The organism is Bradyrhizobium sp. SOJA106 (genome assembly GCF_059448745.1).
Window position 1 is genome coordinate 228,230 of record NZ_CM182549.1, and the last position, 13,687, is coordinate 241,916.

Genomic DNA, 13,687 nt, shown 5'->3' on the forward strand with positions numbered 1-13,687 from the left:
CGCTTCATGGCAAGTTGGTTTTATGCGGCCGAGGGCAAGCAGCAGGGGCCTTTTCCGGAAGGGCAATTCCGCGACTTGGTTGCGCAAGGAATTGTGCGCGCCGACACGCTGGTGTGGTCCGAGGGCATGGCCGGCTGGCAGAAGGCCGCCGAAATCCCCGGCCTGATCGGCGGCGCGCCGCCGATGGTCCCGGCCGGCGGTCCGCCGATGATGGGCTCCGGCGGCTATGCTGGCGGTGGCAGCACGGGATCGATGGCCGTCGATTTCGGTATTCTCGAATTCACGTGGCGCACCGTCGTGCTGCTGATCGGGATGATCTTCGTCATCCCGGCTCCATGGGCGTTCGTCTGGTACACGAAATGGATCGTGTCCTGCGTGAAGGTCCCGGGACGTCCGAACCTCAGCTTCACCGGCAATGCGATGACGCTGGTGCCCTGGTTTTTCGGCTTCATCGTGCTGGCGATCGTGATCGGCTACATCGGCAGCCAGCTGCTCAGCAACTTGCTGTTCATCGTGCAGATCGTGCTCTACTGGCTCCTGATCAAATGGATGGTCGCGAACCTCGCCTCCAACGGGCAGCCGCTCGGCCTCAGCTTCTCCGGCTCGGTCTGGGCCTATATCGGCTGGAATCTGCTGTTCGCGATCTCGATCATCACCATCATCGGCTGGGCCTGGGTCGCCGCGGCCCAGATGCGGTGGTTCTGCCGCAGCATCGAAGGCGCGCGCCGCGAGATCGTGTTTCGGGGGAGCGGCCTCGGCATTCTCTGGCGCGGAATCGTGGCTGCGATCCTGTGCAGCCTGATCATCCCGATCCCCTGGGTGTATCGCTGGATCATGAACTGGTTCGCCTCGCAGACCGAGCTCGTGCCGCGCGGGTCGCTCGCGGCCTGATCCGAAAAGCTCCGGGCGCGGGTCTGGAGCTGTCAGCTCCTGCGCTCGCGCACCGAGCCCTCCTGCGCCACCGACGCCACCAGCGTGCCGTCGGGCTTGAAGATCGAGCCGCGGGTCAGGCCGCGGCCTGATTGCGCACTCGGCGAATCCTGCGCGTAGAGCAGCCATTCGTCGGCGCGGAACGGGCGATGAAACCACATGGCGTGGTCGAGGCTCGCCGGCATCATGCGCTTGTCGAACAGTGTGCGGCCATAGCGTGCCATGATCGCATCGAGCAGCGAGAAATCCGAGGCGTAGGCGAGCGCGCACATGTGCAGCGCCGGATCGTCGGGCAGCTTCGCCGCCGTCCTGATCCAGACATGGATGCGGCCGTCGTCGATCTTCTGGCCGAAATAGCGGCCGAGCTCGACCGGGCGCAGCTCGATCGGACGATCGGATTCGTAGTAGCGGCGGATGAACTCCGGCATCTCGCGGAACATCGGCTGTTTCGCCACCTCCTCCGCCGTGAGCTTCTCCGGCGGCGGCACTTCGGGCATCTTGTCCTGATGGTCGAAGGCGGTCTCCTCATCGGTGTGGAACGAGACCATGATCGAGAAGATCGCGTTGCCGTGCTGGATCGCGGTGACGCGCCGCGTCGAATAGCTCTTGCCGTCGCGCAGGCGCTCCACCTGGTAGATGATCGGAATCTGCGGATCGCCCGGCAGGATGAAATAGCAATGCAGCGAGTGCGGTAGCCGCCCCTCGACGGTGCGGCAGGCCGCGACCATCGCCTGCCCGATCACCTGGCCGCCAAAGACCCGCTGCCAGCTCGTCTTCGGGCTGTTGCCGCGGAACAAATTCACCTCGAGTTGTTCGAGATCGAGGATCGAGATCAGGTCGATCAGGCTTTTGGACATGACTTGCGCTTTCGAAGGATCCCGTCATTCCGGGTTCGCGCATTTGCGCGCCCCGGGAATGACACAATGAGGCCGTTCCGCCCTTGTTTCACCGCACTGTTTCGCCCAGCTCAAGTCTGCTAGCAAGACCGAGAATTGACCGGGAAGCTTGGTATGTCGGCACAGGGTAGCATTGTCATTGGCGGGGGCGCGTTTGCCGGCCTCGCATTGGCGCTGGCGTTGCGCCAGGGCCTGGGACCCGAGATTCCCGTCATCGTCGCCGATCCCGCGCTCAGCACGCGGCCGAGCCGCGACCCGCGCGCGACCGCGATCGTGGCGGCTTGCCGCCGCTTGTTCGAGGCGATCGGCGCCTGGGATGACGTCCGGGCTGAGGCCCAGCCGATCCTCGACATGGTCGTCACCGATTCCAAGCTGGAAGACGCCACCCGTCCGGTGTTCCTGAACTTCGCCGGCGACGTGGCGCCGGGCGAGCCGTTCGCGCATATGATCGAGAACCGCCGTCTGATCGATGCGCTGGTGGTGCGCGCCGAGGCCGAGGGCATCGATCTGCGCCCCACCACGGTGTCATCCTACGATGCGCGCCCTGAGCGTATCGACGTGACGCTCGGCGACGGCAGCGTGATCGCCGCCAGCCTTCTTGTCGCGGCCGATGGTGCGAAGTCGAGGCTGCGCGAACGCGCCGGCATCGCCACCCACGGCTGGGAGTATGATCAGTCCGGCATCGTCGTCACCGTCGGTCACGAACGCGATCACGAGGGCCGCGCCGAAGAGCACTTCCTGCCGGCGGGTCCCTTCGCGATCCTGCCGCTCTCGGGAAAACGGTCGTCACTGGTGTGGACCGAGCGCCGAGCGGAGGCCGCGCGCATCATCGCGCTCAGCGACGAGGAGTTCCATGCCGAGCTCGAGCAGCGCTTCGGCCTGCATCTCGGTGAGGTCAAGGCGCTCGACAAGCCGCGCGCGTTTCCCCTGTCCTATTTCGTCGCGCGCTCCTTCATCGCCGAGCGCCTCGCGCTGGTCGGCGATTCCGCCCATGTCATCCACCCCATTGCAGGCCAGGGTCTCAACATGGGGCTGAAGGATGTCGCGGCGCTGGCCGAGGTCGTCGTCGATGCCGCGCGGCTCGGCATGGATCTCGGCGGCGCCGACGTGCTCGAGCGTTACCAGCGCTGGCGCCGCTTCGACACCATGGCGATGGGCGTTGCCACCAACTCGCTGAACTTCCTGTTCTCCAATCAGTCGACGCTGTTGCGCACCGTCCGCGACATCGGCCTTGGCCTCGTCGACCGCGCTCCGCCGCTGAAGAGCCTCTTCATCCGCCAGGCCGCCGGGCTGACGGGCGAGGTGCCAAGATTGTTGAAGGGCGAGGCGCTGTAGCTCCACGCCCCGCTGTCGCCCCGGATCAGCGCACGGCGATGCGCCGGGACGACACCGAAAGTGGGGAGCGGCCATCGCGCATCTCTCAATCGATCTTCCGCGCCTCTTCCGGCAGCATGATCGGGATGCCGTCGCGGATCGGATAAGCGAGCTTGGCGCTGCGCGAGATCAGCTCCTGTTTGGCAGAATCGAATTCCAGCGGACCCTTGGTCAGCGGGCAGACCAGGATCTCCAGCAATTTGGGATCGACGCTGGTTTCGGGGCGTTCGGTGGGCGTATTCATTTCGGTCTCCGGCGGCTGGTTGCCTCTAGCACAGATATTTGTCACCGCCACCGCGCCGGCTCAAGTAGAGATCAACCGCAGCAGCTCGTCGATCAGGACCTGGATCCTGGCCGCTGGCACCGCCGTCCCCGACAGGGCGAAGCCGAGAAACGTCCAGTACAGGATCTGCGCACGGGCCTGCGCCGTCGCGGGCGCGAGCCCGCGCTTTGCGAGCAATGCTTCGATATATTCGATCCTGCGCCGGTCGATGGCGCGGACCGCGCCTTGCGCGGCCGCATCGAACGCGGCCCAGTTGCGCACCGCGCGTTCGAGGTCGAGCCGCGCACCAAAGGACCTGCGCAGCAGCGCCTTGAGCGGATCCTCAGTGGCAGCCTCGACATCGGCGATGATCTGCTCCGCCGCGATCTCACGCCAGCGCTTCAGAACGGCGGCGTGGAACGCGCCGAGATCGGTGAAATGCCAATAGAAGCTGCCGCGCGACACGCCGATGGCCTTGGCCAGCGGATCGGCCTTCAGCGCGGTGAAGCCGCTCCTCGCCAGCGCCTTGAGGCCCTGGTCGATCCAGTCGTCGGCGGAGAGCTGCTCGGTCATGTCTGGGTTCCGGAAAATCCGCCATACACTAGTGTATTGACAGGCGGCGGGCCAGCGCCTAATCAACCATACATAACTGTATGGAGACATCGATGCGTGATCTCTTGCTCCAGTGCGCCGGCGTCCTAACCATTGTCGTGGCGCTCATCCACGGCTTTCTCGGCGAAGCCAAGGTGTTTCCCCGCGCCCGGATCGAGCCGGAACGGCTGCGCACCCTGATCCGCCTGGTCTGGCAGGCCTCGACCGTCGCCTGGATCGGCGGCGGCGTGCTGCTGATCGCAACGCCCTGGATGGGCTCGGAGCCGGCGCGCCACTGGATCGCCGCCACCATGGCCTGCGTGTTCGGCTTTTCGGCCTGCGCCAACGCATGGGCGACGCGCGGCCGGCATTTCGGCTGGATGATGCTCAGCGCGGTCGTCGCGATGGCGGTTGCGGGATACTGAGCGTCGAGACGACAAGCCAGGCATTCAAGCGGAGCCGCATCATGGAAAATCGTGTTCGACTGACCATCGAAAACCGCGTGGCCCATCTCCGGCTTAACCGCCCGGACAAGATGAATGCGCTCGACCCGGCGATGTTCGAGGCCATCATCGAAGCAGGCACACAGCTGGGTACGGCCAAGGATCTCGGCGCCGTCATCATCTCGGGCGAAGGGCGCGCCTTCTGCGCCGGCCTCGACCTCGATCGCCTTCTCGCCACCGCGAACGGCAATCCGCTGCTCCCGTCCATTGACCTGACGCGTCGAACCCACGGCATCGCGAACTATGCCCAGCATCTCGTCTGGGTCTGGCGCGAACTGCCCGTACCGGTGATTGCAGCGGTTCATGGCGTTGCGTTCGGCGGTGGCTTCCAGCTCGCGCTTGGTGCTGACCTGCGCTATGTCGCGCCCGGAACAAAGCTCGGGATCATCGAGACCAAATGGGGTCTCGTGCCCGATATGTGCGGCACGCAGCTGATGCGCCGTCTCGCACGCGACGACGTCGTGCGAGAGCTGACCTATTCCGGCCGGGTCTTTTCCGCGCAACAAGCGCTTGCCTACGGCTTTGCGACGCGGCTGGCCGACAATCCCGTGGCGGCTGCGCTGGCCACGGCGCACGAGATCGCGAGCCGCAGCCCCGACGCCGTCCGCGCGGCCAAGCGCCTGTTGAACCTGTCTGCGACCTCGGATCCAGCGACCGGTCTCGCCGCGGAGACCACCGCACAGGCCGCGCTGCTTGGCACGCCCAATCAGATCGAGGCCGTCAGAAGCAATCTGGAAAACCGCAGGCCGCGATGGAGCTATGCATGAGCGAGACGCAAGGATTCGATCTGCAAATACTCAACGCGGTCAACGCATCGGCGGCCTTCAACCGCTCCGTCGGTTTCGACGTTGTTGCTGCCGGCCATGGCGAGGTGACCATCCGGATGGGCTGGCGGGACGACCTGACTCAATATTCCGGACATCTCCATGCCGCTCTCATCGCGGCCCTGCTCGATACCGCCTGTGGCTTCGCCGCAGCGACGCTCGTCGGTGCGGTCACCGCTTCGCATTTCTCGATGAATTGCCTGAGGCCGGCGATCGGCCGCTATTTCGTCGCGAAGGGAACGACGCTCCGCGCCGGGCGCAGGCAGGTGTTCGCCCGCGCCGAGCTCTTCGCGGCCGACGAGCAAGATGATCTCGCCCTCGTCGCGACCGGCGAAACCGTGCTCGTCCCCACCTGCAAACCGCGCAAGGTTGACGGGAGCTGAGCCATGGCGCTGACGCTCGTTACTGGAGGTACAGGTCATCTCGGCGGGGATATCGTCGATCGTCTCGTTCGCGCTGGGCATCGTGTCCGGGTGTTTGCGCGCTCGCCGGGCGCGCGACCGGATGTCGAATGGGCCTCAGGTGATCTCGCCACGGGCGCCGGTCTGCGGGCCGCGCTACATGACGTCGACACGGTCATCAATGCTGCGACCTATTCGCCGATTGCGCGGCGCGGCGGCATCCGTCCGATCGACTTCTTCAGGTCGCCCTCCGCCGTGGATGTCGAAGGCACGGAACGCCTGCTGGCCGTCAGTGGGGAAGCTCGGGTGCGGCACTTCCTCCACGTTTCGATCGTCGGTCTCGACGAGGCGACCTTGCCCTATGCGCGGGTCAAGCTCGCCGGCGAACGACTGGTGCGTGCATCCAACCTGTCCTGGTCCGTCGTTCGCGCGATGCCGTTCTATTATCTGCTCGACAGGCTGCTTTCGGGCCTGTTCTGGCTGCCGGTGTGGCCGGTGCCGACGTCGCGGTTCGATCCGGTCGATACGACGGACGTTGCCAACCACGTCGTGGCTTGCGCGTTCGACGGGCAGCGCGGGGCGCGCGCGGAGATCGGCGGGCCGGAAGCTCTCGATCTCGTTTCCCTCGCTCGCCAATATCAGAACGCGAGAAGACTGCATCGAAAAATTCTGCCGGTCGATCTTTCGGAGGCAAAGGCGCGCGGCATGGGTTTTGTCGTCAGTCAGGGTGTGCGAGGCCGCCTCACCTGGGCGGACTGGCTGCGGCGCAACGATCCGGGGACGCGAAGCGTGGCCTCGCGCAACTGGCAAGGCCAGAGTGCCATCCCCAAGCCGTGAGGCGTAAGGCCGCAGCAGCCGCTCAAATGTGTGGCGTACACGGAGAGCGCTGATGTTTTTCGGATCGTTAGAATAACTCTAAATCCAGAAAGCCCCGAACCGGATTGACTTCATCATCTCCTTTGCTTCCTTCGGTCCCGCTTCGCGGTCCGCGCAGCGCCCACGACAGAAGAGGAGACGTTCGTGAAGGTCATTCGTGTTGTTGCCATTGCAGTGACGGTCGGGATTGGTATGAGCTCGGCGGCGATGGCCGACGGGTTCAAGAACTGCACCAAGATCGACAAGGCGTCGTGGAAGCCGGCCAGCGAAGCCGAAGCCAAGGCCAAGGCGGCCGGCTACGAGGTGCGGCGCTCCAAGGTCGAGGGCTCGTGCTATGAAGTCTACGGCGTCAAGGAAGGCACGCTCTACGAGCTGTTCTACAGCCCGGAAGATCTCAGCCTGAAGCACACGATTGCCAAGTAAATCTTTAGGGTGGTCCCAGCTTGATCGACGAAGCGGTGCCAGAAACGCGCGGGGCGTCCGAAAGGGCCCCCGCGGATCGGACTGCATCGCGGACGGTTGCGGTTTGGGACCTCCCGCTACGCCTCTGGCATTGGGCCTTAGCAGCCAGCATCCTGGCCGCGTGGTTCACTCCCACCATCTATGACAGAGCTCATCGCATCGTCGGCTATACGGCGCTTGGGCTGCTCGGCTTCCGTCTGGTCTGGGGGTTTTGGGGAAGCCGCTATTCGCGCTTCCGCATGGTCGGCGTCAGGCTCCGTGCCGCGCCGCGCTATCTCTGGAATCTGCGCCGCGGCATCACCGGCCGCTATATCGGCCTCAATCCCGCCGGCACCCTGATGCTGGTGGCGCTGCTGCTGTCGCTCGCCGTCTCGACGATCACCGGCGCGATGTCGGTCACTGTGACCTTCTTCGGCGTCTGGTGGGTCGAAGACACCCACCATTATTCATCGGACGCGGTGATCGTCCTGGTCGTGCTCCACGTCATCGGCGTGGTGCTGATGGGGATGCTGCAGCGCGAGAACCTGATCCGCGCGATGATCACGGGCCGCAAGCGCATCCGCAACCATCCCTAGGCACAGCTGGTCGAGCTCGAACGGACCTAGCTGCGGGCTCGCCCAGCCGCGGAGTTTTACGGGACTCGTAGCCGCTGACCCGCACAGGACTACCGCCAACCGTGTCATTTGCCGAGCGACGTTTACCTCGTGATAGGCATGCAACTGTTCGTTGCTGGAAATTAACCTGGAGCAAGCCCGATCGGATCAATCCTCGATTGTATTGACGAGGGAGCGATTTTGAATGTTCCGCGTTTTTGCCTGCCTCACGGTGGAGCATGACTGGCGGCTTGTCATGCTCGCCGGCCTGGTCTGCTTCGCCGCAAGCATTGTCGCCGTCAGCATCTTTCATCGCGCGATCGCCTCGCGAGCCTGGGCGCGGCTGATCTGGATTGCGATCGCCGGCGCCGCCATCGGCTACGGAATCTGGGCAACGCATTTTGTCGCAATGCTCGCCTACGAGCCCGGCGTCCCGACCGGTTACGGCCTTGTTCTGACGGCGCTGTCGCTCGCTGCGGCAATGATCCTGACGTCGGGCGGCTTCGGCGTTGCCGTCAACAATTCGGGCCGCTGGCGCGCGGCAGCCGGTGGCGGCATCATCGGCGCCGGCATTGCAAGCATGCACTATATCGGCATGTGGGCCCTCGAGGTGCCGGGTCGTGTGACCTGGTCGCCGGGGCTGGTGTTCATCTCGATCGTCCTGGGCATGGCCCTGGGCTATGCTGCGCTCGCGGTTGCCCTCGGCCGCAAGGACAAGTGGGGTACCTTCGCCGCGGCGCTGTTGCTGACGCTCGCCATCGTGTCGCATCATTTCACGGCGATGGGGGCCGTTGAGATCGTCCCAGACCTGACACCGGCAAACCATACATTGTCGCTGTCTCCGACCTTCCTCGCCGTGGCAATTGCAGGTGTGGCCCTGTCGGTCCTCGGGATGAGCCTCGTCGGCGTGCTGGCGGATCGCCGCCTTGCGACCAGGACCAGCAGGTTCGAGCAGATCATCAGTGAGCTTTCGCTGGCCAGGCAGCAGGTGGAACAGTCGCAACAGGAAATCCAGGACCAGAAACTCAGGCTGGACACGGCCATCAACAACATGGTCGAGGCTCTCTGCATGTTCGATGCGGAGAAGCGGCTCGTCGTCTGCAACGAGCGCTATGCCCGACTCTATCAGTTGCCGCCGGAACTGCTGAGAACGGGGACCCCGCACGCCGACATCATCAGGCACCGCGTCGTGACCGGCATCCTCCGGAGCGACACCAGCGAGGGCGCTGCCGCGCAATTCCTCTCGAAATTGGCCGCGTTGCCGTTCGACGCAGTATCGAGCAGAATCGACGAGTTCGCGGATGGTCGGTTGATCTGCGTGACGCGCCAGCCAATGGCCGGCGGCGGGTGGGTGGCTACGCATCTCGACGTGACCGAGCAACGCCGGTCCGAGGCCAAGATCGCTCATATGGCGCAACACGATGCGTTGACCGATTTGCCAAATCGCGTGCTGCTCAGGGATCGGATGGAGCATGCACTCGCAGTGACGCGCAATGGTGGCCTCGATCTGGCGGTGCTCATGCTCGATCTCGACCGCTTCAAGGAAGTCAACGACACGCTGGGACATCCCGCGGGTGATTCCCTGTTACGCGCCGTGGCTGCGCGTTTGCGCGAGTGCACCAATGAAACCGCGTTGATCGCTCGGCTGGGCGGCGACGAGTTCGCCGTGATCGACTATGTGACAAACCCGGCCGTCGAGGCCGCCACCCTCGCCGAGACCATCAGAAAGGCGCTTTGCGAGCCCTTCGATCTCGGCGATCACCGGGTCCTAGTTGGTACCAGCATCGGCATTGCCATCGCGCCGCGCGATGGCAACGACTCCGACATGCTCATGAAGAGCGCGGATCTGGCGCTCTACTCGGCCAAGAGCGGTGGGCGCGGTGCATTCCGTTTCTTCGAGCCGAAACTCGACGAGCTCATGCATGCTCGACGCAACCTCGAGCGCGACATGCGGGATGCACTTGCCGCCGGTGAATTCGAACTGCACTACCAGCCGTTCGTCGATACCGCGACCGGCGAGATCCGCGGCTTCGAAGCCTTGCTGCGCTGGCACCACCGGCGACGAGGTCTGGTCATGCCCGGCGAATTCATTCCGCTCGCGGAGGAGACCGGTCTGATCGTGCCGCTCGGCGAATGGATCTTGAGAAACGCCTGTGCGGAAGCCGCCAAATGGCCCGCCCATCTCAGGATCGCGATCAACCTGTCTCCCGCTCAATTCAGGAGCAAGGAGCTTGTCCCGGTCATCGTCGGTGCACTGGCGAGTTCGCAGGTTGCGCCACACCGGCTCGAGCTCGAGGTGACCGAGACGGTGATCATGCATGACAGCGAAGCCGTGTTCGAAGCGCTCGGCCAGCTACGCGACCTCGGCGTGCGCATCGCACTGGACGATTTCGGCACCGGCTATTCATCGCTGAGCTTTCTGCAAAGATTCCCGTTCGACAAGGTCAAGGTCGACCGCAGCTTCGTCAACGAACTCTCTAGCGCAAGGCCAGACGCGCGCCATCTCGCGCGCGCAGTCGTTCGCTTCGCAGTCAGCCTCGGCAAGACGACCACCGCCGAAGGCGTCGAAACCAACGAGCAGCTGGACATCCTCCGTGAAGAGGGGTGTGGCGAAACGCAAGGCTACCATTTCAGCCGGCCGATGCGCGCATCCGACATCGCGAACATGTTGAGGCGCGGCACGAGGGCAGCCATCCGCGCCGCGTGAGCCGTCAGACCTTCACTGCAACGGCGGATCGCCGCTGGTGCGCTTCTTGGCGAGGTCCATCTCGGTCACCGCGATCAGGATCTCGGCGCGGGTCTTGAGGTCCGGCGCCTCAAGCATGGCCTGCTTCTCCGCGGGACCGTAGGGCGACATCATCGCCAGCGCGTTGACCAGCGCCTCGTTGGGCGCGCTTTCGACGCCTTCCCAGTCGACCTTGAGATTATTGGCCTTCAAGAAGTCCGCCAGCACGGACAGCAGCGCCTCGCGATCGACCTCGTCCTCGCCCATGCGCGCGGTGAAATCGTCGACGAAGGCGAAGAAATCCACCTTGCATTGGCGGTAGGCGGTCAGCACCTCCAGCTCCTCGACCACCTTGAAGCGCGAGACGCCGGTGAGCTCGAGGATGTAGCGGCCGTCGCCGGATTCGGCGAGCTGGGTGATTCGGCCGACGCAGCCGACGCGGAACAGCGCCGGCTTGTCCGAATTTTTCGGCGAATGCGCCACGTCGGGCTGGATCATGCCGATCAGGCGATGACCGTCGCGGAACGCATCGTCGACCATCGCGAGATAGCGCGGCTCGAAGATGTTGAGCGGCATCTGGCCGCGTGGCAGCAACAGCGCGCCAGGCAGCGGGAACACCGGAATGATCTCCGGAAGGTCGGCGGGCCCGCGATATTCGATGTTGATCGGCATCTGGTCCCCGCTAGAGCATGGATGCGGACCCGCAGGGCCGCGCTAGCGCAAAGCGTGTAGCGGTTTTCCGCTCAGATCATGCTCAAACAATAGTCGCGCTCTTTCCTTACGAGAACAGGATCGTCGACAAACGCTTGCGCCCCTCGACGGTTGCATCATCCGTGCCGCCCCAAGCCTCGAAAAACTGCACCAGCTGCTTGCGGGCGCCGTCATCGTTCCACTTGCGGTCGCGCTTGACGATTTCGAGCAGCTGCTCGGTGGCCGCAGTGCGGTTGCCTTGCGCGTTGAGCGCGGTGGCAAGGTCGAATCGTGCCTGATGATCGAGCGGATTTGCGGCGACTTTCTGTTCCAGCTCGGCGACCGGACCAAGCTGCTCCGCCTGCTCGGCGAGATCGATCGTGGTCTGCACGGCCTTCACCGCGGGGTCGTTGCGCTTGGATTCCGGCACCATGGCCAGCGTCTGCTTGGCCTGCTCCATCGCGCCTGACACGGCATAGCACTTCGCGAGGCCGGCAAGGGCCGCGATGTTGGTCGAATCATGCTGGAGCGCCTCGGCATAGATCTGCGCGGCCGCCGTGGCATCGCCCTCGGCCAGCACCGCTTCGGCCTCCTGTACGATCTCGGCGACGTTGACCTCGCCCGGCGCGGTCATGCCCTTGGTCAGCCTCTCGATGAAGGCGTTCACCTGGCTTTCCGGCACGGCGCCCATGAAGCCGTCGGCAGGCTGGCCGTTGACGAAGGCGATCACGGCCGGGATCGACTGGATGCCCATCTGGCCCGGGATCGCCGGGTGCTGGTCGATGTTCATCTTGACCAGCTTGACCTTGCCCTTGGCCGCCTTGACCGCCTTTTCCAGCACGGGGGTGAGTTGCTTGCAGGGGCCGCACCACTCCGCCCAGAAGTCGATCAGCACCGGCTGGCGCTTCGATTCCTCGATGACGTCCTTCACGAAGGTCTGGGTGGTGGTGTCTTTGATCAGATCGGCCGCAGCCGGGCTCGCCGCTCCGTTACCCTGGTCGATGATCGTCACGGGATTCCCTCGTCTGATGTCTGGAATGGCGGCTCTTTAGCACGTCGCCAATTCTTATGCTGTGGTGTCGGCGCTAAAATTGGGCCGGGACGGCCGAATTTCAATCCATCACGGGCAATTCGGCGGTTCCAGGGCATTTTGGTCGATTTGCCGCGCGTTCGGCTCCATTTGGGGCCTCAAAGATACCAATCTATACCGCGGGTAGCTGTTGCATTCCCCTCCCGCTTTTGGCATACGACAGCCGTTGCCGGCGCGTCATGCGACCGAAACAGGATGCGGGTGTAGCTCAGTGGTAGAGCACGACCTTGCCAAGGTCGGGGTCGAGGGTTCGAGCCCCTTCGCCCGCTCCAATTTTTCCCAGAGCATCCAGCCAAACCGGGTCGGGACGCGGTTTTCCATGCCGCGGGTGGCTGTATTGGGTCTCACATGACAGTTTTGGTTACGGGCAGCGCGGGTCACCTCGGGGAGGCGATTCTCAGCACGCTTCGCGGGCGCGGTTCCTCGGCACGTGGAATCGACCTCAAGGCTTCGCCCTTCACCGACGCGGTCGGCTCGATCGTCGATCCCGACTTCGTGCGGGAGCAGATCGACGGCGTCACCGCCGTGATCCACACCGCGACGCTGCACAAGCCGCATGTGGCGACCCACAGCAAGCAGGATTTCGTCGACACCAACGTCACCGGGACGCTCAACCTGCTCAAGGCAGCGGCTGCCGCCGGCGTGCGCAGCCTCGTCTTCACCAGCACCACCAGCGCGTTCGGCTCGCAGCTTCGCCCCGAAGCCGGCCAGGCGGCGGTGTGGGTCACCGAGGACCTGCCGCCGGTGCCAAAAAACATTTACGGCACGACCAAGCTGATGGCCGAGACCCTCTGCGAGCTGTTCTTTCGCGAGCGCGGTCTGCCGGTCGTCATCTTGCGGACCTCGCGCTTCTTTCCGGAGGACGATGACGATCCCGCGATGCGCTCTGCTTACCCGCTGGACAACGCACAGGCCAATGAGCTGCTCTATCGCCGCGTGGATATAGCGGACGCGGTGAGCGCGCATCTGCTGGCCGTCGAGCGCGCGCCGAAGATCGGCTTTGGCCGCTACATCGTCTCGGCCACGAGCCCGTTCGCACAGCACCATCTCGCGGCGCTGGCGCGCGACGCGGCCGCTGTCGTGCGCGCGCTCTATCCCGACTGCGAGCAGCTCTATGCCGCGCGCGGCTGGCGGCTGTTTCCGCGGATCGACCGCGTCTATGTCAATGAGCGCGCGCGGCGCGAGCTCGGCTGGCGGCCGGAATTCGACTTTGCCCATGTGCTGCGCAGCCTTCGCGATGGCCGCGATTTCCGCAGCGCGTTAGCGCGCGTAGTCGGTTCGAAGGGATATCATGATGCGGCTTTCGACGACGGGCCCTACCCCGTCGCCTGATGAGCGCCGCGTTCGTCATTTTGCTCGATGCATCAAGTGTCTGCTCGGCGTCGCCGCGAGCAAAGTCGGCCCGAGCCGTTCTACTGTGCATGGGGTTGTTTCGCAGTTTGGTTTGATGCCCCTCGTGCTGTCTGCAGA

General features: G+C 64.5%; 15 protein-coding genes and 1 tRNA gene. 11 read left to right on the forward strand and 5 right to left on the reverse strand.

The features are described 5' to 3' along the window. Positions 1 to 6 precede the first annotated feature (6 nt). A complete protein-coding gene (locus AC5V87_RS01085) occupies positions 7 to 891 on the forward strand; it encodes a GYF domain-containing protein (RefSeq protein WP_495369738.1) in 885 nt (294 codons plus the stop codon). 32 nt (positions 892 to 923) lie between these two features. On the opposite strand, the gene tesB is transcribed toward AC5V87_RS01085, so the two are convergent. Continuing rightward, complete coding sequence (gene tesB, locus AC5V87_RS01090; protein ID WP_456841757.1) at positions 924 to 1,787, reverse strand: acyl-CoA thioesterase II; 864 nt, start codon at positions 1,785 to 1,787, stop codon at positions 924 to 926. A gap of 153 nt (positions 1,788 to 1,940) precedes the next feature. Between tesB and AC5V87_RS01095 the strand changes: the two genes are divergently transcribed. Next, positions 1,941 to 3,161, forward strand: a complete 1,221-nt coding sequence (locus tag AC5V87_RS01095; RefSeq protein WP_456841758.1) for a ubiquinone biosynthesis hydroxylase — start codon at positions 1,941 to 1,943, stop codon at positions 3,159 to 3,161. Positions 3,162 to 3,246: 85 nt separating this feature from the next. On the opposite strand, the gene AC5V87_RS01100 is transcribed toward AC5V87_RS01095, so the two are convergent. Continuing rightward, on the reverse strand, positions 3,247 to 3,444 hold the full coding sequence (locus AC5V87_RS01100) for a Trm112 family protein (protein ID WP_456841759.1): 198 nt from the start codon (positions 3,442 to 3,444) through the stop codon (positions 3,247 to 3,249). Between the two features lie 60 nt (positions 3,445 to 3,504). After that, entirely contained in the window at positions 3,505 to 4,035 is a 531-nt protein-coding gene (locus AC5V87_RS01105) for a TetR/AcrR family transcriptional regulator (RefSeq protein WP_495369739.1), read from the reverse strand. Between the two features lie 92 nt (positions 4,036 to 4,127). On the opposite strand from AC5V87_RS01105, the gene AC5V87_RS01110 reads away from it, so the two are divergent. From AC5V87_RS01110 to AC5V87_RS01140, 7 genes are all read left to right on the forward strand, one after another. Then, positions 4,128 to 4,478 (forward strand): hypothetical protein, encoded by a 351-nt coding sequence (locus AC5V87_RS01110; RefSeq protein WP_456841761.1) that lies wholly within the window; start codon positions 4,128 to 4,130, stop codon positions 4,476 to 4,478. A gap of 41 nt (positions 4,479 to 4,519) precedes the next feature. Continuing rightward, the gene (locus AC5V87_RS01115; RefSeq protein ID WP_495369740.1) at positions 4,520 to 5,323 is read left to right on the forward strand and encodes a crotonase/enoyl-CoA hydratase family protein; all 804 of its coding nucleotides are present in this window, start codon (positions 4,520 to 4,522) and stop codon (positions 5,321 to 5,323) included. Next, a complete protein-coding gene (locus AC5V87_RS01120) occupies positions 5,320 to 5,763 on the forward strand; it encodes a PaaI family thioesterase (RefSeq protein ID WP_495369741.1) in 444 nt (147 codons plus the stop codon). The genes AC5V87_RS01115 and AC5V87_RS01120 overlap by 4 nt, the downstream gene beginning before the upstream one ends. A gap of 3 nt (positions 5,764 to 5,766) precedes the next feature. Further along, complete coding sequence (locus tag AC5V87_RS01125; protein ID WP_456841764.1) at positions 5,767 to 6,618, forward strand: SDR family oxidoreductase; 852 nt, start codon at positions 5,767 to 5,769, stop codon at positions 6,616 to 6,618. A 183-nt stretch (positions 6,619 to 6,801) separates the two neighbouring features. Beyond that, positions 6,802 to 7,080, forward strand: coding sequence for a PepSY domain-containing protein (locus AC5V87_RS01130; protein ID WP_495369742.1), 279 nt, complete (start codon positions 6,802 to 6,804; stop codon positions 7,078 to 7,080). A 20-nt stretch (positions 7,081 to 7,100) separates the two neighbouring features. Then, a complete protein-coding gene (locus AC5V87_RS01135; protein WP_456841766.1) occupies positions 7,101 to 7,694 on the forward strand; it encodes a cytochrome b/b6 domain-containing protein in 594 nt (197 codons plus the stop codon). A 223-nt stretch (positions 7,695 to 7,917) separates the two neighbouring features. Beyond that, positions 7,918 to 10,419 carry an EAL domain-containing protein gene (locus AC5V87_RS01140; RefSeq protein ID WP_495369743.1) on the forward strand — a complete coding sequence of 834 codons (2,502 nt, stop codon included), beginning with the start codon at positions 7,918 to 7,920 and terminating at the stop codon, positions 10,417 to 10,419. Between the two features lie 12 nt (positions 10,420 to 10,431). On the opposite strand, the gene AC5V87_RS01145 is transcribed toward AC5V87_RS01140, so the two are convergent. Together AC5V87_RS01145 and trxA are read right to left on the reverse strand one after the other, a co-directional pair. Continuing rightward, positions 10,432 to 11,109 (reverse strand): LON peptidase substrate-binding domain-containing protein, encoded by a 678-nt coding sequence (locus AC5V87_RS01145; RefSeq protein ID WP_456841768.1) that lies wholly within the window; start codon positions 11,107 to 11,109, stop codon positions 10,432 to 10,434. A gap of 106 nt (positions 11,110 to 11,215) precedes the next feature. Continuing rightward, positions 11,216 to 12,139, reverse strand: a complete 924-nt coding sequence (trxA, locus tag AC5V87_RS01150) for a thioredoxin (protein WP_456841769.1) — start codon at positions 12,137 to 12,139, stop codon at positions 11,216 to 11,218. A gap of 275 nt (positions 12,140 to 12,414) precedes the next feature. On the opposite strand from trxA, the gene AC5V87_RS01155 reads away from it, so the two are divergent. Beyond that, positions 12,415 to 12,489 (forward strand) — tRNA-Gly (locus AC5V87_RS01155). A gap of 76 nt (positions 12,490 to 12,565) precedes the next feature. Then, entirely contained in the window at positions 12,566 to 13,549 is a 984-nt protein-coding gene (locus AC5V87_RS01160; RefSeq protein WP_495369744.1) for an NAD-dependent epimerase/dehydratase family protein, read from the forward strand. The last annotated feature ends 138 nt before the right edge of the window (positions 13,550 to 13,687 follow it).

Excerpts from the sequence above, each read along its gene's own strand:
- AC5V87_RS01085 (WP_495369738.1), top strand. The coding sequence starts at position 7 with ATGGCAAGTTGGTTTTATGCGGCCGAGGGCAAGCAGCAGGGGCCTTTT.
- tesB (WP_456841757.1), bottom strand. The coding sequence starts at position 1,787 with ATGTCCAAAAGCCTGATCGACCTGATCTCGATCCTCGATCTCGAACAA.
- AC5V87_RS01095 (WP_456841758.1), top strand. The coding sequence starts at position 1,941 with ATGTCGGCACAGGGTAGCATTGTCATTGGCGGGGGCGCGTTTGCCGGC.
- AC5V87_RS01100 (WP_456841759.1), bottom strand. The coding sequence starts at position 3,444 with ATGAATACGCCCACCGAACGCCCCGAAACCAGCGTCGATCCCAAATTG.
- AC5V87_RS01105 (WP_495369739.1), bottom strand. The coding sequence starts at position 4,035 with ATGACCGAGCAGCTCTCCGCCGACGACTGGATCGACCAGGGCCTCAAG.
- AC5V87_RS01110 (WP_456841761.1), top strand. The coding sequence starts at position 4,128 with ATGCGTGATCTCTTGCTCCAGTGCGCCGGCGTCCTAACCATTGTCGTG.
- AC5V87_RS01115 (WP_495369740.1), top strand. The coding sequence starts at position 4,520 with ATGGAAAATCGTGTTCGACTGACCATCGAAAACCGCGTGGCCCATCTC.
- AC5V87_RS01120 (WP_495369741.1), top strand. The coding sequence starts at position 5,320 with ATGAGCGAGACGCAAGGATTCGATCTGCAAATACTCAACGCGGTCAAC.
- AC5V87_RS01125 (WP_456841764.1), top strand. The coding sequence starts at position 5,767 with ATGGCGCTGACGCTCGTTACTGGAGGTACAGGTCATCTCGGCGGGGAT.
- AC5V87_RS01140 (WP_495369743.1), top strand. The coding sequence starts at position 7,918 with ATGTTCCGCGTTTTTGCCTGCCTCACGGTGGAGCATGACTGGCGGCTT.
- AC5V87_RS01145 (WP_456841768.1), bottom strand. The coding sequence starts at position 11,109 with ATGCCGATCAACATCGAATATCGCGGGCCCGCCGACCTTCCGGAGATC.
- AC5V87_RS01160 (WP_495369744.1), top strand. The coding sequence starts at position 12,566 with ATGACAGTTTTGGTTACGGGCAGCGCGGGTCACCTCGGGGAGGCGATT.